The following is a 17452-nucleotide window of genomic DNA, read 5'->3' on the forward strand; positions in this document are numbered from 1 at the left end:
TGGCGCGCGCAACGCCCCAAAACCATGTGCAGAGTCAACACGCGATGTGAAGCATCCAGACGCAAAAAAGCCCCGTCTGGCGGGGCTTTCAGCGGCTTTTTGATTCACCGTGAAGTGATCTGGAAGCCATTCCTGGAGGAGAGGGAGGGATTCGAACCCTCGGTACTATCGCTAGTACGCCTGATTTCGAGTCAGGTACATTCGACCACTCTGCCACCTCTCCGGTGTCTGTCGAGCCCGCGATTCTAGCAGGCATTTTTGGGCGCCTTTTGGCCGCTCAGGGGCGCAAGACTTCGAGCCCGCCCAGATAGGGCCGCAGCGCTGCCGGCAGCTGGATCGAGCCGTCTTCGTTCTGGTGGTTTTCGAGCACTGCAACCAGTGCGCGGCCGACCGCAAGGCCCGAGCCGTTGAGCGTGTGCACCAGTTCGTTCTTGCCCTGCGCGTTCTTGAAGCGCGCCTGCAGCCGGCGTGCCTGGAAGGCCTCGCAGTTCGATACCGAGCTGATCTCGCGGTAGGTGTCCTGCGCCGGCAGCCAGACTTCGAGGTCGTAGGTCTTGGTTGCGCCGAAGCCCATGTCGCCGGTGCACAGCAGCACCACGCGGTACGGCAGCTCGAGCGCCTGCAGCACGGCCTCGGCATGGCCGGTCATGGCTTCCAGCGCCTCGTAGCTTTTTTCGGGGTGCGTGACCTGCACCATCTCGACCTTGTCGAACTGGTGCTGGCGGATCATGCCGCGCGTGTCGCGTCCGGCGCTGCCGGCCTCGGATCGGAAACACGGCGTGTGGGCGGTGAGCCGGATCGGCAGCGCCGACTCGGCCACGACTTCGTCGCGCATGAAGTTGGTGAGTGGCACTTCGCTGGTGGGGATCAGGTAGAGGGCCGCGTTGTCGGGCGCCGCCTCGCCCTCCTGTCCGCCCTTCTTCGCCGCGAACAGGTCGCCTTCGAACTTGGGCAACTGGCCGGTGCCGCGCAGCGTTTCGGCGTTGACGATGTAGGGCACATAGCACTCGGTGTAGCCATGCTGTTGCGTCTGCAGGTCGAGCATGAACTGCGCGAGCGCACGGTGCAGCCGCGCGATCGGCCCCTTCATCACGGTGAAGCGCGAGCCCGCGAGCTTGGCGCCCATCTCGAAATCGAGGCCCAGCGGCGCGCCGAGATCGACGTGATCCCTTGCCGCAAACGCGAGTGGCCTGGCTGCCGCGCCCGCGCCGCCCTGCGGGCTCCAGCGCCGCACCTCGACGTTGGCATGCTCGTCTTCGCCGACCGGCACGCTGGCGTGCGGCAGGTTGGGCACGGCGAGCAGCAGCGCCTGCAACTCGGGCTGGATCGCATCGAGCCGGCTGACCTGCGACGCCTGCTCATCCTTGAGGGCATTGACCTCGGCCATCAGCGCATCGACCGGTTCCCCCTTGGCCTTGAGTGGGCCGATCTGCTTGTTCAGCGTGTTGCGACGCGCCTGCAGTTCCTCGCTGCGGGTCTGCAGCACCTTGCGCTCGGCTTCGAGCGCAGTGAAGGCATGGACATCGAGGTAGGGCTGGTTTTTCTTGCGGGTTTCAAGGCGCGCCACGGCCGAAGCCAGATCCTTGCGTAACAGAGTGATATCGAGCATGCGGCGATTTTAGGCGGGGCTACCATGACGCCTCACCCGCCACTCTCCAGGAGACACCATGGAAGCCTATCTGTCCTTCGACGGCAATTGCGCCGAAGCCTTTGCGTTCTACGGGCAGTGCCTTGGCGGCAAGACGCTGTTCAGCATGACCTTCGGGGAGAGCCCGATGGGCGCCCAGACGCCGGACGCGCTCAAAGGAAAAATCATGCACGCGACTTTCGAGGCGCGCGGCCAGAAGATCATGGGCTCGGACATGCCGCCGGGCATGGCCTTCGAGGGCTACAAGGGCTTCTCGCTGTCGGTGCAGTCCAAGACCGTGGACGAGGGCCGCAAGCTGTTCGACGCGCTCGCGGCCGGCGGCAAGGTCACGATGCCCTACGGCCCGCAGTTCTGGTCGACCGGGTTCGGCATGCTCGAAGACAAGTTCGGCGTGCCGTGGATGGTCAATTGCGAGCAGCCGCCCGCAGCCAGCTGAACGCGCCTCAGGCCAGCGTCGCAGGGTCGACGTTCGCCCCGCAGACGATCAGGCACACCTGCTCGCCCGCGCGCGGCACGTAGGCGCCGGTCTGCAATGCGGCCAGCGGCAGGGCCGCCGCCGGCTCCACCGCGAGCTTGAGCTCCTTCCAGAGCCACAACTGGGCGGCGCGGATCGCCTCGTCGGACAGCAGCAGCGCGTCGCGCACCTGGCGCTGCGTGATCTCCCACGAAATGGTGCCGATGCGTCGTGCGCCGAGCGAATCCGCCGCCACGCCACCGACCTCGACATCGACCGGCTCGCCGGCCTCGCGCGCACGGAACAGGGTTGGCGCACGCTCGGGCTCCAGCGCCACCACGCGGCTGCGCTGCCCGAACCACGCGGCCAGCCCGCCGATCAGGCCGCCGCCGCCAACGCTCACCAGCACCGAATCCGGCAAGCCGCCTTGCCGCTCGATTTCATGGCCCAGCGTGCCGGCGCCGGCCACCACTTCGGGCTGGTCGTAGGCGTGCGTGAGCAGCGCACCGGTCTCGTGCTGGCGCGCAAGACAGGCGGCGAGCGCATCGGAATAAAGCTCGCCGACGACGGTCACCGTGGCGCCCAACGCGCGCAACCTGTTGCGCTTGGCTTCAGGCGACACGCCGGGCAGGAACACCTCGCAACGAACGCCGAGGGCGCGCGCCGCAGCGGCGGTCGCAATGCCGGCGTTGCCGCCCGAGGCCACGATGACGCCGCTGGCGGGGATCTCGTTGGCCAGCAGGCGGTTCATCATGCCGCGCGCCTTGAAGCTGCCGCCGGTCTGCAGGTGCTCGAGCTTGAGCCAGCACGCGACGCCGTCGGCCAGCTTGAGCCCCAGCGCCGGAGCGGGCAGTTTCCACAGCGGGGTTTCAAGCACAAAGTGGCTTGCGCGCCGCTGCAGCCGGTGCGAAGCTGCATCGATCTCGCAGCGCCAGTCGGTACCCGGCACCGCGGCTGCCCTGCCCGGGGTGCTCACGAGATGTGGCCCGGCGGCGGAATGTCGTCGAGCTTGAGGCCTTTGGGCAACGGGAACTTGATGGTTTCTTCGATGCCGTCCATCTTGCGCACCGACACCGCGCCGAGCGCCTTGACGCGGTCGATCACCTCGCGCACCAGCACCTCGGGCGCCGAAGCACCGGCCGTGAGGCCGATGCGGCTCTTGCCTTCAAACCACTCCGGCTTGAGCTCGTCGGCCGAGTCGACCATGTAGCTTTCGGTGCCGAGGCGCTGCGCGAGTTCGCGCAGCCGGTTGCTGTTGGAGCTGGTCGGGCTGCCGACCACGATCACCAGGTCGACCTGCGGGCTCATGATCTTGATCGCGTCCTGCCGGTTCTGCGTGGCGTAGCAAATGTCCTGCTGCTTGGGCTCGCGCACCTTCGGAAAACGGGCACGCACCGCAGCCGAGATTTCGGCCGCGTCGTCCACGCTCAGCGTGGTCTGCGTGACGACGGCCAGCCTGTCGGTCTGGCCGGGCTGCACACGGGCCACGTCTTCGACGTCTTCGACCAGATGGATGCCACCGGTGAGCTGGCCCATGGTGCCTTCCACTTCGGGGTGCCCCTTGTGGCCGATCATGATGAACTCGTAGCCCTCCTTCGCGAGCTTGGCCACCTCGACGTGCACCTTGCTTACCAGCGGGCAGGTGGCGTCAAAAACGTCGAAGCCGCGCTGCTGCGCCTCGAGCTGCACCGCCTTGCTGACGCCGTGCGCGCTGAACACCAGCGTGGAGCCGGGCGGCACGTCGGCCAGGTCTTCAATGAAGACCGCGCCCTTGGACTTGAGCTCGTTCACCACGTAGGTGTTGTGCACGATCTCGTGGCGCACATAGATCGGCGCGCCGAACTTGGCGATGGCGCGCTCGACGATCTCGATCGCGCGATCCACGCCGGCACAAAAACCGCGCGGCTCGGCCAGCAGGATCTCCTGCGGGCTTGGGATGGCGTCAGGCGCACTCACAGCACGCCGATCAATTGCACTTCGAAGGTCACGGGCTGGCCTGCGAGCGGATGGTTGAAGTCGAAACGCACCGCGGTGTCGTTCGACTCGATCACCGCCCCGGCGTAGCTGCCTGTGCCGTCGGGCGTGGGGAACTGCACCACGTCGCCGACCGCGTACTTTTCGTCGGGGTCGCCCATGCGCGCGAGCAATGTCTTCGCAACCCACTGCTGCATCTCGGCATTGCGCTCCCCGAAGGCCTCGCCGGCCGGCAGCTCGAAGGTGGCGCGCGTGCCCTCGGCCAGGCCGATCAGGCGCTGCTCCATCGCGGGCGAAAGCTCGCCGGTGCCGAGCGACAGCGTGGCCGGCTTGTCGGCAAAGGTGTTGATGATGTCGCCCGCAGGGCCGGCCAGCCGGTAGTGCAGCGTGAGAAAGGAGCCGGCCGAAACGACGGCGGCGGTGGTAGGCAAAGACAAAGTGGGCGTCCCGATAAACTCGCCCCATTTTAGGGAGCCGGGCAAGCGCCCGCGGTTGCAATGGCATTCAAGGATCTGCCGGCCGACATGCGCCCGCGCGAAAAGCTCATCGCGCGGGGCCCCGCCGCGCTCGGCGATGCCGAATTGCTCGCGCTGCTGTTGCGCACCGGCGTGGCGGGCAAGAACGTGCTGCAGATGTCGCAGGAGCTGCTCGACACCTTCGGCGGCATCGCCGGTCTGCTGCACACGGGGCTGGACGAGCTGAAAAAGATCAAGGGCCTCGGCGGCACCGCCAAGCGCGCCGAGCTGATCGCGGTGCTGGAGCTGGCGCGCCGCGCGCTGGCCGAGCGGCTGAAGGAGCGCGCGGTGTTCGACTCGCCGGACGCGGTCGGCCAGTACCTCCAGCTGCACATCGCTTCGCGGCCCTACGAGGTGTTTGCCGCGCTGTTCCTCGACGCACAGCACCGCCTGATCGCCATGGAGGAACTGTTCCGCGGCACGCTCACGCAGACCAGCGTGTACCCGCGGGAGGTGGTGGTTCGCGCGCTGCACCACCATGCCGCCGCCGTGGTGCTGGCACACAACCATCCGAGCGGCGGCGTCGAGCCCTCGCGGGCCGACGAGGCGCTCACGCAGGCGCTCAAGGCCGCTCTGGCGCTGGTCGACGTGCGGGTGCTCGACCACGTCATCGTGGCCGCCGGCCGCACGCTGTCGATGGCGGAACGCGGCCTGGTCTGAAGCGGGCGGCCGACCGCCGTGAGAGGATGTGGGCATGCCTTCCAAGCCTCCTGGCCTCAAGAGCCTTGCCGACCTGAAATCGGTGCAGCGCACGCTGGCCGAAACCCGCGAGCGCGAAGCGGCGCAAGCCACGGCGCGTGCGGCCACCGAGAAGAAACGGCTGGCCGAGCAGGATCTTTTTTCGCGCGCGATCGGCGCCACGCAGCCGCTGCGCCGCCCGGCGGCGGTGCCGCTCGCGCCCGAGCCGCCCGCGCCGATTCCTTTTCAGCACCAGCTCGACGAGCAGCGCGTGCTGCGCGAATCGATCAGCGACGAATTCGACGTGACGACGCTGCTCGATGTCGACGACGCGATGAGCTTTCGCCGTCCCGGCATCGGCACCGACGTGACGCGCAAGCTGCGCGCCGGCGAATGGGCGATCCAGCGCCAGGTCGATCTGCACGGCCTGCGCAGCGACGCGGCACGCGAGGCATTGGGGGCCTTCATCCGCACGGCGCATCGGCAGGGCGTGCGCTGCGTGCGGGTGGTGCATGGCAAGGGCCTTGGCTCGCCCGGCAAGCAGCCGGTGCTGAAAACCAAGGCGCAGCGCTGGCTGATCCAGAAGAACGAGGTGCTGGCCTTTGTGCAGGCCAAGCCGGCCGAGGGGGGCGCGGGGGCGCTCGTGGTGCTGCTGGCACCCGTCGGCCGCTGAGGTTCGGACCGGGTCGCGTCCGAAAACAGAGAACGCTTGCTTGGGCAGGAGCATCGCGCGACCGTGCTTCGTGCTTCGTGCTTCGTGCTTCGTGCTTCGTGCTTCGTGCTTCGGGGTAGGCCGCTGGCGGCGGGTGGCCCCTTCCGCGAATGTCCCCCGGGCTTCGCCCTCCTCCTTTATTTCGCTGCAGGGGCCACCCACCACCAGCGGCCCGGGCACGCTCGTGGTGTTCAGCGCGAGCGGTCACGCCGCGTCCAGGATCAGGGCGGTGGGGCACGCTGCGCAGCGAAATAAAGGAGGAGGCCGCAGGCCGGGGGACATTCGCGGAGCAGCGTGCCCCGCCGCCCTGAGCCCGCCCCTGAACCGAAGCGCCCCTCAACCTTCGCACCCTGATCTGCTCCCGGGAGCTCCGCGCACCGAGTCCGTCCCAGCACCTCAGCGCTCAGATCAACGTCGGACTCTGCGAATGCAAGACAGCGTTAGAGCAACAGGCTCTTCAACGGCACCGCTGCATCGGCCACAGCCGAAGGCTCGGGGCTGCGTCCGGCCTCCAGCAGCTTGCGGCTCATCATGTGGTCGACCGGCGCGCTGACCGACTCCACGCACACGAGCTGGCCATCGACGTAGTGGAACAGCGAGAACGCGTTCGGGTTGGCAGCCGGCCCCGGGCGACGCACCGTGGTCAGGCCCGGAGTGCCTTCGGCCGGTACCAGGCCGGCCATCTGCAGCCGCATGCCGCCCTGCTCCGACCAGAACCAGGGCAGCACGTCGTGCGGCATCGGCGCGCCGGTGAGCGTGGCGACCGCAGTGCGCGCCTGGTCGTTGGCGTTCTGCACCGACTCAAGCCGCAGCGGCCGGCCGGCGCGCCGATCCGGAAAGCGCGTGCAGTCACCGACCGCGAGCACGCCCGGATCGCTGGTCTGCATGTGGGCGTCGACCACGATGCCGTCGGCGCATTCCAGCCCCGTGGCCTGTGCGAGCGCCGTCTCGGGCACCGCGCCGATGCCGAGCAGCAGCAGGTCTACCGGCTGCCGCACGCCATCGACCTCGATCGACACCAGCCGGTCGGTCGCCACTTCGAAGCCGCCGACCTGCGCGCCCAGCACGACCTCGATGCCGGCCGCGCGGTGCGTGGCCAGCACGTGCGCCGACAATTCAGGCGACACGGCACGGCCCAGCAGGCGCGGCGCGGCTTCGATCACGCGCACTGACTTGCCGAGGGCCTGCGCGGTGGCCGCGACTTCGAGGCCGATGAAGCCGCCGCCCAGCACCGTCACCTGCTGCGCCGACGCGAGCCGCGCGCGCAGGCGATGCGCCTCGTCGGCAGCGCGCAGCATCGCGACGTTGTCGAGCCCATCGGGCAGGCCCGGCAGCCGGCGTGCGCGCGTGCCGGTGGCCAGCACCAGCCGCTCGTAGGGCAACAGCGCCCCCGAGCGCAGCGTGACGGTGTGTGCGGCGCGATCGATCGATACCGCGGCATCACCGAGGTGCAGCGTGATGCCGGCCTCGCGATACCAGTCGAGCGCCTTGTGCGGCTGCGTCACTTCTTCTGCATTCTTGAGAAAGGCCTTGGACAGCGGCGGCCGGTGATAGGGCTCACAGGCCTCTTCGCAGACCAGGTGCACGCGTGTGCCCTGCCCCGCTTCCGCCAGGCCGGCACAGAGTTGGGCAGCGGCGTGGCCGCCGCCGATGATGACGATCGAATTCATGGTGGGGAGTGTTCGGGTTGCTGCGGCTCATTCGCCGCGATTGCGCATCCAGTCGGCGGTCTGGAAGAAAGAGTCGCGCAGGCGCACGCGCAGCGCCTCGGGCACGCCGGTCTCGCCCATCGCCTGATCCATGCAGGCCAGCCACTGGTCGCGTTCCCTGATGCCGATGCTGTGGCCGCCGATGCTCTGCGGCAGATGGCGCGCACGCAGCATCGGATGGCCGAAGCGGTCGGTGTAATGCTGCGGCCCGCCGAGCCAGCCGCACAGGAACCAGAACAGGCGCTGGCGCGCGTTGTCGAGCGTATTGCCGTGCACGGCACGCAGGTGCGCGTAGGCCGGATCGAGCTCCATCAGGTCGTAGAAGCGCTCGACCAGCGCATGGACTTTGTCTTCGCCGCCGATCCACTCGAAGGGCGTGGCGAACTCGGGTTTTTCCTGGATCTGCATGGCGTCATTGTCCCTGCTGTGCCGGCAGAGCCTGCCAGCGCTCCCGCGACAGCCGGTACAGCAGGTGCTCGCGCAGCGCATTGCCGACCGGCACGGCCGGGTGCTCAAAGCGCCCGTCGGGCGCCACGGCAAAAGGCGCGCGGTCGGCATCGCGCCACTGGCGCAAGCGCAGCCGCGCAGTTTCGAATTCGATCGCGGCCACGGCCTCCCTATTCCGCGGCGCGGCGCAGCGTCTCGACCACCGGCCGGCGCAACACCTCGCGCAAGCCCCACCAGCCGGCGGCCAGCGCCAGCACCGCACCGGTCAGCGCTCCGCCGACCGGCACCAGCGGCGATGCCGTCCAGGTGAAGTCGAACACGTAGCGCGCCAGGCCCCAGCCGATCACCGAGGCAACGATGCTCGCGAGAAAGCCGGCCAGCAGGCCGACCCCGACCAGTTCGGCGCGCTGCACCTGTCGCAGCAGGCTGGCACGCGCGCCGACCGCGCGCATCACCGCGAACTCGCGCGCGCGTTCCTCGCGCGTGGCGGTGACGGTGGCGAACAGCACCAGCAGCCCCGCCGCCAGCGTGAAGCCGAACAGGAACTCGACCGCACGGATCACCTGATCCAGCACACGCTGCACCTGCCCGATGGTGGCGCTCATGTCGACATTGGTGACGTTCGGATAGGCCCGCACGAGGGCGTTGTCGAAGCCTTTGGTCTCGGGCGCGCGGAACGCGCCCATGTAGGTGGCCGGCACGTCGACCAGGTTGGCGACCGTGTACATCACGAAGAAGTTGGCATGCATCGAGCCCCAGTCGACCTTGCGCAGTGAGGTGATGCGCGCGTCGCTCAGAATGCCGCCAATGTCGAAGCGCAGGCTGTCGCCGAGCTTCAGGCCCAGCGTTTCGGCCAGGCCTTCCTCCACGCTGATCTCGCCCGGCGCATCGGGCTTCCAGGCGCCGGCCGTCACGATGTTGTGCGGCGGTGCCGCGGCGCTGTTGCTCAGGTTGAACTCGCGGTCGACCAGCCGCTTGGCGCGGTCGTCGGCGTAATCGTCGGGCGACACCGGCTTGTCGTTGATCGAGATGAGCCGGCCGCGGATCATCGGGTACCAGTCGAACTTGCTGACGCCCCCGTCGCGCAGCGATTTCTGGAACGCGTCGCTCTGATCCGGCATCACGTTGATGACGAAGCGGTTCGGCGCGTCGGGCGGCGTCGCGCGGCGCCAGCTCGCCACCAGGTCGGTGCGCAGCAGCACCAGCAGGATCAGCGCCAGCAGGCCGACCGCCAGCGCGCTCACCTGGACCACCGCATAGGCCGGCCGCGCCGAGATCTGGCGCGTGGCCAGCACCAGCCAGCGCGGTGCGGTGCTCTCGTTGACGCTGCGGCGCAGCACCTTCACGGCCAGCCAGCTCAGCAGCGCGAACACCGCCACCGCCGCGCCGAAGCCGCCGACCGCAATCAGGCCGAGTTTGAGGTCGCTGCTGGCCGCGACCAGCAAGGCCGCGAAGCCCAACACGCCGATGCCAAGCACCGCCACCGAGGCCGGCTTGAGGCCGCCGACATCGCGCCGGATCACGCGCAGCGGCGGCACCCTGGCCAGCTGCAGCACCGGCGGCAGGCCGAAGGCGAACAGCAGCGTCAGCCCCATGCCGAGACCGAACGCGACCGGCCACAGCGTGGGCGCAGGCAGCGCCGATTCGACCAGCCCCGCCAGCAGCACGACGAACGCGTAATGCACGCCGAAGCCCACCGCCACGCCGAGCCCGCTGGCCACGAGGCCGACGATCGCAAACTCGAAGGCATACGCGCCCGCGATGGTGCGCTGGCTCTGGCCCAGCACGCGCAGCATCGCGCAATCGTCGAGGTGGCTCGCTGCGAATCCGCGGGCGGCCAGGGCGACCGCCACGGCGCTGAGCAAGGCTGCGAGCAGCGCCACGAGGTTCAGGAATTTCTCGGCCCTGTCGAGCGTCTGGCGCATTTCCGGCCGGCCGCTCTCGAAGGATTCGAGCCGCGCGCCGCGCAGCTCACCCTTCTTGATGCCGGCCTCGACCGCATCGCCGAACTGCTTGACCGCGCCCGCCGAACCCGCCACCGCGAAACGGTAGCTCACGCGGCTGGCCGGCTGCACGAGGCCGGTGCGCGCCACGTCGGCCTGGTTCAGCATCACGCGCGGCGCAAAGCTCATGAAACCGGCGCCGCGATCGGGTTCGAGCGTGATGATGCGGGCGATGCGCAGGCCGGTGTCGCCGAGCAGCAGCTTGTCGCCGATCTTGAGCGCCAGCGATTCGAGCAGCGAGGCGTCGACCCAGACATCGCCCGGCGCCGGCAGGTCGCGCGTGGCCTGGCCGGGCGCGTCGGGCGCGGTGGTGGTCTGCACGCTGCCGCGCAGCGGATAGCCCGTGGTGACGGCCTTCAGTGCGACCAGCTTGGTCGCGCCGCCCTGCGCGTCGTCGGCCCGCGCCATGGTCGGAAAGCCGTAGTTGGTGGTGGCCTGCAGCCCCAATGCACGCGCCCGCTCGACAAAAGCCGGCGGCGTGGGGTTGTCGCTGGCCAGCACCGCGTCGCCGCCGAGCAGCTGGCGCGCGTCGCGCTGCAGCCCGCCCTTGAGCCGGTCGGCGAAGAAGCCGACGGCGGTGAGCGCGGCCACGGCCAGCAGGACGGCGACGATCAGGAGGCGCAACTCGCCCGCACGCAGATCGCGCCAGAGCGTGCGCCAGCCAAGGCGGAGGGAAGCGTTCATGGCTCGAAGATAGCCGACGCGGGCGCGCCGGCGGCGGACAAGGACTTGTTAGGCGCGCGCCGGCACCGCAAGTTCCGGCTGGAACACGATCCGTTCGGCCCCGGCGTAGCAGACGAAATGCCGGTTGGTGGCGCGTCCGATCGCGCACAGGCCAACCCGCTGCGCCACTTCGTGCCCCATCTGCGTGATGCCGCTGCGCGAGACCACGATCGGCACCCCCATCTGCGCCGACTTGATGACCATCTCGCTGGTGAGCCGGCCGGTGGTGTAGAACACGCGGCCGCCGGCGAAAGACGCGGCCGGCTGCATCGCGATCCATCCCGCGATGGTGTCGATCGCGTTGTGGCGGCCCACGTCCTCCACGAAGCACTGCATGCGCACGCCTTCGTCGGGCTCGAGCGTGAACAGCGCGCAGCCATGCACCGATCCGGCCGACTTGTAGGTGCTCTCCTGGAGCCGAATCGCATTGACCAGTGCGTAGAGCTGCGCCTGGCTGAAGCGCGTGCCGGGCAGTTTCAATTCGTCGATGCCGGCCATGAGGTCGCCGAACACGCTGCCCTGGCCGCAGCCGGTGGTCACCACCTTCTTCGCCGTGCGTTCCTCGATGCGGTCGATACCGGCATGGGTCTTGACGGCTGCGGCGCCGACCTCCCAGTCGACCGTGATCGACTCGACATCGGCGGCCGATTCGATGAGGCGCTGATTCAGCAGATAGCCGAGTACCAGCAGCTCGGGCTGAGCGCCCAACGTCATCAGCGTGACCAGCTCGCGCCGATCCACATACACGGTGAGATCGCGCTCCGCCGGAATCGAGACTGTGCTGTGCGCCCCGTGCTCGTCGATGACTTCGATCTCGCGCGTGAGCGCGGCGCGGGCCGCCGTCAGGCGCGGCAGCGTCACTGCTTGGGTGTGGGGTTGGTCACCGCCGCTGGCTGTGCGCCGCTCGGCGGCGACGCGGCCGTGGTCGCCGGCGAATGTGCGCCAGAGGCTTCGATCGGCTTGGCCGGCTCGGCCGCCGCGTAGACGAACGGGCCCGGGTCGGTGCAGGCCGGCGTGGCGGTGGCGGTGGCGGTGGGCACCGGCTTGCCGGCCGCCGCGGCGCTGGCACGGTACTTGGCCGCGACCTGGTCTTGCGCGACGCAGAGCTTGTAGCCGTCGGATTTGCCCGCCCAGGCGGCGCGCGCCGCGGTCTCGGCCGCCTTGGCCTTGGCTTCGGGGCTCGGGGCCGGCAGCTTGGCCAGCGTGGTCGAGGCGAGTGCGGCCAATGCGCACAGGGTCAGCAGCTTCTTCATGTCGTGTGTCCTTCCGCCGGCAGCGGGCGCACCGCAGGGGGCATGCCGGAGCGCTGCGCCGGGATCTTGCCGGCGACGATGTCGTCGTACCAGAGTTCGTGGTGTTCGCGCGCCCAGGTCTCGTCGACATGGCCCTCGCGCATGGCCTTGTACGCGCCCTGCATGCCCAGCGTGCCGATGTAGATGTGGCCCATGATCAGCGCCATCATGAACAGCGTCGCCACGCCGTGGATCATGTGGGCGATCTGCATGTCGCCGCGCAGGTAGACGACGCCTGGAATGAGCTTGTCCAGGAACAGGCCCGAGCCGATCACGATGCTGCCGAGAAACAACACGCCGCCCCAGAACACCACCTTTTCGCCGGCGTTGAAGCGATGCGAAGGCACTTCCTTGCCGCCGAACAGGCCACCCGCGCGCGCCAGCCATTTCAGGTCGGCTGCGCTGGGCCAGTTGCTGCGGATGAAGGTGACGATCATGAAAATCGTCGTCACCACAAACAGCGGCCCCACGAAGTTGTGGATGTTCTTGAGCGCGTAGGCGAGCCAGCCAAACAGCGCGCCGCCCATGACAGGCAGCATGAAGAACTTGCCGAAAGCCATCACGATCCCGCTGATCGCGAGAGTGACGAAGGCGATCGCGTTCGACCAGTGCGTGGCGCGCTCGAACGGCGTGAAACGCTCGATCTTGCGGCCGGTTTCGACACCATGCAGCTTGATCGAGCCGCGCGCGAAATAGAAGATGGCCAGCGCCAGCAGCGTGACGAACAGCAGCGCCGCGCCGTACGGAATGATCCAGTCGTTGCGCACCTGGCGCCAGGCTTCGCCGGCGTTGGTGAAGCGCGAGCCGGGGTATTGCACGAAGCGCTGGATGAGATTGCCGGCCTCGGGCGCCTCGGCCACCGGCAGGCTGCTGTAGCCCGTGGCGCCGCCGCTCACCTGGCGCCACATCGGCGCGTTGTTGCCGGGCTGCACCCTGTTGCGCTCGCCGTTGCTCTGGTTCAGGTAGTTGGGGTCGGCGCTGGCCTCGGGCTTGACCTCGAAGATGTTCTGGCTCTGGATGCCGCCCGGCGCGGGCGCCGCAGGCGGGGTCTGCGCCATCGCCGGGCCGAGGCCGAGCATGGCGGTCAAAACAACGGCTGTGAGCACTCTGGACATGCGATTGGCCTCCGGCTCAGTTCTCTTTGTTGTATTCGTTCTGGCCGTTCTGGGTGCGGCTCTTGAGTTGCTGCTCCCAGGCCGTCTTGTCGCCGACCTTCCAGCCCGATGCGGTGAACGTTGTGCCGGCATCGGCCTGTGTACCGGTGCCCGCCCAGGGCGCGGCGTCGTGCTTCACGCCTTCGGCATTGGTCTGCGGCTTCTCGCTGCAGGCGGCCAGGCCTGCCAACGCAACGGCCGCAAGCAGCCCGACGGGGCGGCTCATCGCTTGGCTCCCTCGGCTGGCGGCTTGCCGGCCTGCTGCGAGCCGTAGGCCGTGCCCCAGCCCCACACTTCGGCGCCCTTGCCGCGCTGAACCACGCGGGTGCGGAAAATGTCGGCCACCACGTCGCCGTCGCCGGCGAGCAACGCCTTGGTGGAGCACATCTCGGCGCAGGCCGGAAGCTTCCCTTCAGCCAGCCGGTTGCGGCCGTATTTCTCGAACTCGGCTTCCGAGCCATTGGCTTCGGGGCCGCCGGCGCAGAAGGTGCACTTGTCCATCTTGCCGCGCACCCCGAAGGTGCCTTGCGCCGGAAACTGCGGCGCGCCGAACGGGCAGGCATAGGAGCAGTAGCCGCAGCCGATGCAGACGTCCTTGTCGTGCAGCACCACGCCCTCTTCGGTGCGGTAGAAGCACTGCACCGGGCACACCGCCATGCAGGGCGCGTCGGAGCAGTGCATGCAGGCAACCGAGATCGACTTCTCGCCAGGCACGCCGTCATTGAGCGTAACCACGCGGCGGCGGTTCACGCCCCACGGCACTTCGTTTTCGTTCTTGCAAGCCGTGACGCAGCCATTGCATTCGATGCAACGCTCGGAATCACAGACGAACTTCATGCGGGCCATGGTTTATGCCTTTTCTACGTTGCAGACCGTGGTCTTGGTTTCCTGCATCATGGTCACGCTGTCGTAGCCATAGGTGGTGCCGGTGTTGATGGCCTCGCCGCGCACGATCGGCGCCGCGCCCTTCGGGTAGTGCGGCAGCATGTCCACGCCCTGCCAGCGGCCCGAGAAGTGGAACGGCATGAACACGGTGTCGGGGCCCACGCGCTCGGTCACCATCGCCTGCACGTTGAGCCTGGCACCGGTCGGCGTGTGCACCCAGGCGCGCTCGCCGTTGCGGATGCCCTTCTCTGCCGCAACCTTCGGGTTGATCTCGATGAACATCTCCTGCTGCAACTCGGCCAGCCAGGGGTTGGAGCGCGTTTCCTCGCCGCCGCCCTCGTACTCGACCAGCCGGCCCGAGGTCATGACATACGGGAACTTCTCGGCCACCTTGTCGGCGATGTTTTTCTGCTGCACGCTCTTGTAGAGGGTCGGCAAGCGCCAGAAGGTCGCCATGTCGTTGTGCGTCGGGTACTTGGCCATCAGGTCGGGCCGGTTGCCGTAGAGCGGCTCACGGTGCTGCGGAATCGGATCCGGAAAGTTCCAGACCAGCGCCCGTGCCTTGGCATTGCCGAACGGGTGGCAACCGTGGTTCTTCATGAACACGCGGATCATGCCGCCCGAACTGTCGGTCTTCCAGTTCTTGCCTTCAGCCTTGGGCTTCTCGGCCTCGGTGAGTTCGTCCCACCAGCCCAGCTTCTTGAGCAGCACGTGGTCGAGCTCGGGGTAGCCGGTGGTGATGTCGGCGCCCAGCGAATGCGAGCCGTCCTCGGCCAGCAGGTTCTTGCCGTCGCGCTCCACGCCGAAGTTAGCTCGGAAGTTGCCGCCGCCTTCCATCACGTGCTTGCTGGTGTCGTACAGGTTGGGCGAGCCCGGGTGCTTGAGTTCGGGCGTCCCGTAGCAGGGCCAGGGCAAGCCAAAGTAGTCGCCACCGATGTCATAGCCGTTGACCTTGTCCTTGAGCGGGCCCTTGGCCTTGAGCGTGCGCACGTCGAATGCGCCCATGTTGCGCATGTGCGCCTGCAGCCGCTCGGGACTCTGGCCGGTGTAGCCGATGGTCCAGCAGGTCTTGTTGATTTCGCGCAGGATGTCTTCGGGCACGGGCTCGTCCATGCCTTTTACCTTCTGCATCTTGTAGTTCTTGCTGAGCTCCTTGCCAAAGCCCAGGCGGTCGGCAAACTGCTGCATGATCATGTGGTCACTGCGGCTTTCCCAAAGCGGCTCGATGACCTTCTCGCGCCATTGCAGGGAACGGTTGGACGCGGTGACAGAGCCGCTGGTCTCGAACTGCGTGCACGCGGGCAGCAGGTAGACGGCGCGATTCGGATTGAGATCGCCGTCCTTGCCCGGCATCGCGGCCATCGCGGCCGTGGCCGAAGGGTACGGATCGACCACAACCAGCAGGTCGAGCTTGTCCATCGCCCTCTTCATCTCGAGCCCGCGGGTCTGCGAGTTCGGCGCGTGGCCCCAGTAGACGACTCCGCGCAGGTTCGAGTCCTGGTCGATCAACTCGTTCTTCTCGAGCACGCCGTCGATCCAGCGCGACACCGTGATGCCGGGTTTGCTCATCATCGCGGGCGACGCGTAGCGGCCCTTGATCCATTCGAAATCGACGCCCCAGGTGGCGGCGAAGTGCTTCCACGAACCTTCGACCAGGCCGTAGTAGCCGGGCAGCGAATCGGGATTCGGGCCCACGTCGGTGGCGCCCTGCACGTTGTCGTGGCCGCGGAAGATGTTGGTGCCGCCGCCGCTTTTGCCGACATTGCCGAGCGCCAATTGCAGGATGCACGAGGCGCGCACGATCGCATTGCCGATGGTGTGCTGCGTCTGGCCCATGCACCAGACGATGGTGCCCGGGCGGTTTTCATTGAGCCAGGTCGCGACCTTGAGCACCTGCGCCTCTTTCACGCCGCAGGCCTCCTCGACCTTGTCGGGCGTCCATTTGGCCAGCACCTCTTCGCGCACCTTGTCCATGCCGAAGACGCGGTCGTTGATGTACTGCTTGTCTTCCCAGCCGTTCTTGAAGATGTGGTGCAGGATGCCGAACAGGAAGGCGATGTCGGAGCCCGAGCGGATGCGCACGTATTCGTCGGCCTTGGCTGCGGTGCGGGTGAAGCGCGGATCCACCACGATCATCTTGCAGCCATGCTCCTTGGCATGCAGCATGTGCAGCATGCTGACCGGATGCGCCTCGGCCGCGTTCGAGCCGATGTACATCGCGACCTTGGCGCCACGCATGTCGTTGTACGAATTGGTCATGGCGCCGTAGCCCCATGTGTTCGCCACCCCTGCAACAGTGGTCGAGTGGCAAATGCGCGCCTGGTGGTCGCAGTTGTTGCTGCCGAAGAAGCTGACGAACTTGCGCATCAGGTAAGACTGCTCGTTGCTGTGCTTGGACGAGCCGATCCAGTAGACCGAATCAGGCCCGCTGGCCTGGCGCAGTTCCTTCAGCCTGGCAGTGATCTCGTCGAGTGCCGTGTCCCAGCTGATGCGCTGGTACTTGCCGTTGACCAGCTTCATCGGATAGCGCAACCGGTACTCGCCATGGCCGTGCTCGCGCAGTGCGGCGCCCTTGGCGCAATGCGCGCCCAGGTTGATGGGCGAATCGAACACCGGTTCCTGCCGAACCCAGACGCCGTTCTCGACCACAGCATCGGTAGCGCAGCCGACCGAGCAGTGCGAGCAGACGGTACGCTTGACCTCGACCTTGCCGGCGCCGATGTTCGACACCTTGCCTTCGGCGGCGCCCGCCTTGCGCATCAGCGTGAGCTGGCCGGCCGCAAGGCCGACGCCCACGCCCAGGCCGGAGCGCCGCAGGAAGGCGCGCCGATCCATGGTCGGCAATGCGTTGGCAAGGCCACGACGCAGGCTGTGGACGAACGGCGAGGAAGAGGAGCGCGCAGCGGCCTGGGCGCCGGACTTCTTGGGAGTCAGCAACATGGGGTCTTGTCCTCGTCAGGCCGAAGCGGTCTGGTAGTAGCGCTTGACGTGCTCGCTCAGCGAGTAGCCGCCGCCGTTGGCGGGGGCTGGGGGTAGCACCGGTGCGGCCTGCACTTCGGCGGGCGCATCGACCCCTCGAGGCAACACCGCGACGGCGGCAGCAGCCGCGCCGACGGCGGCAGCACCTGCAAAGAAACGGCGGCGTGAGGCCGGCATGGCGCCGGTGGAATGGCTGTCCTGCATATCGACTCCAGGAGTGGCTGGGCTTGCAAACCCGATATGAACTGATTTACGTACGTTTGGATACTAGCCCAGACC

At 67.9% G+C, this 17452-nt stretch carries 18 protein-coding genes and 1 tRNA gene; 3 read left to right on the top strand and 16 right to left on the bottom strand.

Going from position 1 to position 17452, the window contains the following annotated elements:
- Positions 1-133: 133 nt before the first annotated feature.
- Both ACSFA8_RS10880 and serS read right to left on the bottom strand, forming a co-directional pair.
- Positions 134-223, bottom strand: a tRNA-Ser gene (locus ACSFA8_RS10880).
- Between the two features lie 54 nt (positions 224-277).
- Positions 278-1609, bottom strand: coding sequence for a serine--tRNA ligase (serS, locus tag ACSFA8_RS10885; RefSeq protein WP_435479522.1), 1332 nt, complete (start codon positions 1607-1609; stop codon positions 278-280).
- Positions 1610-1667: 58 nt separating this feature from the next.
- On the opposite strand from serS, the gene ACSFA8_RS10890 reads away from it, so the two are divergent.
- The gene (locus ACSFA8_RS10890) at positions 1668-2084 is read left to right on the top strand and encodes a VOC family protein (protein WP_435479523.1); all 417 of its coding nucleotides are present in this window, start codon (positions 1668-1670) and stop codon (positions 2082-2084) included.
- A gap of 7 nt (positions 2085-2091) precedes the next feature.
- On the opposite strand, the gene ACSFA8_RS10895 is transcribed toward ACSFA8_RS10890, so the two are convergent.
- From ACSFA8_RS10895 to ACSFA8_RS10905, 3 genes are read right to left on the bottom strand one after another with little or no spacing between them, the layout of a single operon-like run.
- Positions 2092-3078, bottom strand: a complete 987-nt coding sequence (locus tag ACSFA8_RS10895) for a threonine/serine dehydratase (RefSeq protein WP_435479524.1) — start codon at positions 3076-3078, stop codon at positions 2092-2094.
- Complete coding sequence (gene ispH, locus ACSFA8_RS10900) at positions 3075-4040, bottom strand: 4-hydroxy-3-methylbut-2-enyl diphosphate reductase (RefSeq protein WP_435479761.1); 966 nt, start codon at positions 4038-4040, stop codon at positions 3075-3077. The genes ACSFA8_RS10895 and ispH overlap by 4 nt, the downstream gene beginning before the upstream one ends.
- Positions 4041-4054: 14 nt before the next feature.
- A complete protein-coding gene (locus ACSFA8_RS10905; protein ID WP_435479525.1) occupies positions 4055-4507 on the bottom strand; it encodes an FKBP-type peptidyl-prolyl cis-trans isomerase in 453 nt (150 codons plus the stop codon).
- 66 nt (positions 4508-4573) lie between these two features.
- On the opposite strand from ACSFA8_RS10905, the gene radC reads away from it, so the two are divergent.
- On the top strand, positions 4574-5251 hold the full coding sequence (gene radC / locus ACSFA8_RS10910; protein ID WP_435479526.1) for a RadC family protein: 678 nt from the start codon (positions 4574-4576) through the stop codon (positions 5249-5251).
- A 34-nt stretch (positions 5252-5285) separates the two neighbouring features.
- The gene (locus ACSFA8_RS10915) at positions 5286-5942 is read left to right on the top strand and encodes a Smr/MutS family protein (protein WP_435479527.1); all 657 of its coding nucleotides are present in this window, start codon (positions 5286-5288) and stop codon (positions 5940-5942) included.
- Between the two features lie 479 nt (positions 5943-6421).
- On the opposite strand, the gene ACSFA8_RS10920 is transcribed toward ACSFA8_RS10915, so the two are convergent.
- Genes ACSFA8_RS10920 through ACSFA8_RS10970 form a run of 11 tightly spaced genes read right to left on the bottom strand, consistent with a single transcriptional unit; the run spans position 6422 to position 17377 of the window.
- Complete coding sequence (locus ACSFA8_RS10920) at positions 6422-7651, bottom strand: NAD(P)/FAD-dependent oxidoreductase (RefSeq protein ID WP_435479528.1); 1230 nt, start codon at positions 7649-7651, stop codon at positions 6422-6424.
- A 27-nt stretch (positions 7652-7678) separates the two neighbouring features.
- Positions 7679-8098 carry a group II truncated hemoglobin gene (locus ACSFA8_RS10925; RefSeq protein WP_435479529.1) on the bottom strand — a complete coding sequence of 140 codons (420 nt, stop codon included), beginning with the start codon at positions 8096-8098 and terminating at the stop codon, positions 7679-7681.
- Between the two features lie 4 nt (positions 8099-8102).
- Complete coding sequence (locus tag ACSFA8_RS10930) at positions 8103-8300, bottom strand: hypothetical protein (protein WP_435479530.1); 198 nt, start codon at positions 8298-8300, stop codon at positions 8103-8105.
- A gap of 7 nt (positions 8301-8307) precedes the next feature.
- A complete protein-coding gene (locus ACSFA8_RS10935) occupies positions 8308-10824 on the bottom strand; it encodes an ABC transporter permease (RefSeq protein WP_435479531.1) in 2517 nt (838 codons plus the stop codon).
- A gap of 48 nt (positions 10825-10872) precedes the next feature.
- The gene (locus ACSFA8_RS10940; RefSeq protein WP_435479532.1) at positions 10873-11724 is read right to left on the bottom strand and encodes a formate dehydrogenase accessory sulfurtransferase FdhD; all 852 of its coding nucleotides are present in this window, start codon (positions 11722-11724) and stop codon (positions 10873-10875) included.
- Positions 11721-12116, bottom strand: a complete 396-nt coding sequence (locus tag ACSFA8_RS10945) for a hypothetical protein (protein ID WP_435479533.1) — start codon at positions 12114-12116, stop codon at positions 11721-11723. The genes ACSFA8_RS10940 and ACSFA8_RS10945 overlap by 4 nt, the downstream gene beginning before the upstream one ends.
- The gene (locus ACSFA8_RS10950) at positions 12113-13270 is read right to left on the bottom strand and encodes a formate dehydrogenase subunit gamma (RefSeq protein ID WP_435479534.1); all 1158 of its coding nucleotides are present in this window, start codon (positions 13268-13270) and stop codon (positions 12113-12115) included. The genes ACSFA8_RS10945 and ACSFA8_RS10950 overlap by 4 nt, the downstream gene beginning before the upstream one ends.
- A 16-nt stretch (positions 13271-13286) precedes the next feature.
- Entirely contained in the window at positions 13287-13535 is a 249-nt protein-coding gene (locus ACSFA8_RS10955; RefSeq protein ID WP_435479535.1) for a hypothetical protein, read from the bottom strand.
- Complete coding sequence (gene fdh3B, locus ACSFA8_RS10960) at positions 13532-14155, bottom strand: formate dehydrogenase FDH3 subunit beta (protein WP_435479536.1); 624 nt, start codon at positions 14153-14155, stop codon at positions 13532-13534. Before fdh3B ends, ACSFA8_RS10955 begins: the two co-directional genes overlap by 4 nt.
- Before the next feature lie 3 nt (positions 14156-14158).
- On the bottom strand, positions 14159-17134 hold the full coding sequence (locus tag ACSFA8_RS10965) for a formate dehydrogenase subunit alpha (protein WP_435479537.1): 2976 nt from the start codon (positions 17132-17134) through the stop codon (positions 14159-14161).
- Positions 17135-17149: 15 nt separating this feature from the next.
- Positions 17150-17377, bottom strand: coding sequence for a formate dehydrogenase (locus tag ACSFA8_RS10970; protein WP_435479538.1), 228 nt, complete (start codon positions 17375-17377; stop codon positions 17150-17152).
- Between the last annotated feature and the right edge of the window lie 75 nt (positions 17378-17452).

Origin of the sequence: Variovorax nitratireducens (assembly GCF_051216545.1) — a bacterium.
In the GTDB taxonomy this organism is placed as follows: domain Bacteria; phylum Pseudomonadota; class Gammaproteobacteria; order Burkholderiales; family Burkholderiaceae_C; genus Variovorax.

Coding starts and splice junctions, on each gene's coding strand:
- ACSFA8_RS10890 (WP_435479523.1), top strand. CDS start 1,668: ATGGAAGCCTATCTGTCCTTCGACGGCAATTGCGCCGAAGCCTTTGCG.
- ACSFA8_RS10935 (WP_435479531.1), bottom strand. CDS start 10,824: ATGAACGCTTCCCTCCGCCTTGGCTGGCGCACGCTCTGGCGCGATCTG.
- ACSFA8_RS10970 (WP_435479538.1), bottom strand. CDS start 17,377: ATGCAGGACAGCCATTCCACCGGCGCCATGCCGGCCTCACGCCGCCGT.
- ACSFA8_RS10915 (WP_435479527.1), top strand. CDS start 5,286: ATGCCTTCCAAGCCTCCTGGCCTCAAGAGCCTTGCCGACCTGAAATCG.
- ACSFA8_RS10925 (WP_435479529.1), bottom strand. CDS start 8,098: ATGCAGATCCAGGAAAAACCCGAGTTCGCCACGCCCTTCGAGTGGATC.
- ACSFA8_RS10920 (WP_435479528.1), bottom strand. CDS start 7,651: ATGAATTCGATCGTCATCATCGGCGGCGGCCACGCCGCTGCCCAACTC.
- fdh3B (WP_435479536.1), bottom strand. CDS start 14,155: ATGGCCCGCATGAAGTTCGTCTGTGATTCCGAGCGTTGCATCGAATGC.
- radC (WP_435479526.1), top strand. CDS start 4,574: ATGGCATTCAAGGATCTGCCGGCCGACATGCGCCCGCGCGAAAAGCTC.
- ACSFA8_RS10955 (WP_435479535.1), bottom strand. CDS start 13,535: ATGAGCCGCCCCGTCGGGCTGCTTGCGGCCGTTGCGTTGGCAGGCCTG.
- ACSFA8_RS10950 (WP_435479534.1), bottom strand. CDS start 13,270: ATGTCCAGAGTGCTCACAGCCGTTGTTTTGACCGCCATGCTCGGCCTC.
- ACSFA8_RS10945 (WP_435479533.1), bottom strand. CDS start 12,116: ATGAAGAAGCTGCTGACCCTGTGCGCATTGGCCGCACTCGCCTCGACC.
- serS (WP_435479522.1), bottom strand. CDS start 1,609: ATGCTCGATATCACTCTGTTACGCAAGGATCTGGCTTCGGCCGTGGCG.
- ACSFA8_RS10965 (WP_435479537.1), bottom strand. CDS start 17,134: ATGTTGCTGACTCCCAAGAAGTCCGGCGCCCAGGCCGCTGCGCGCTCC.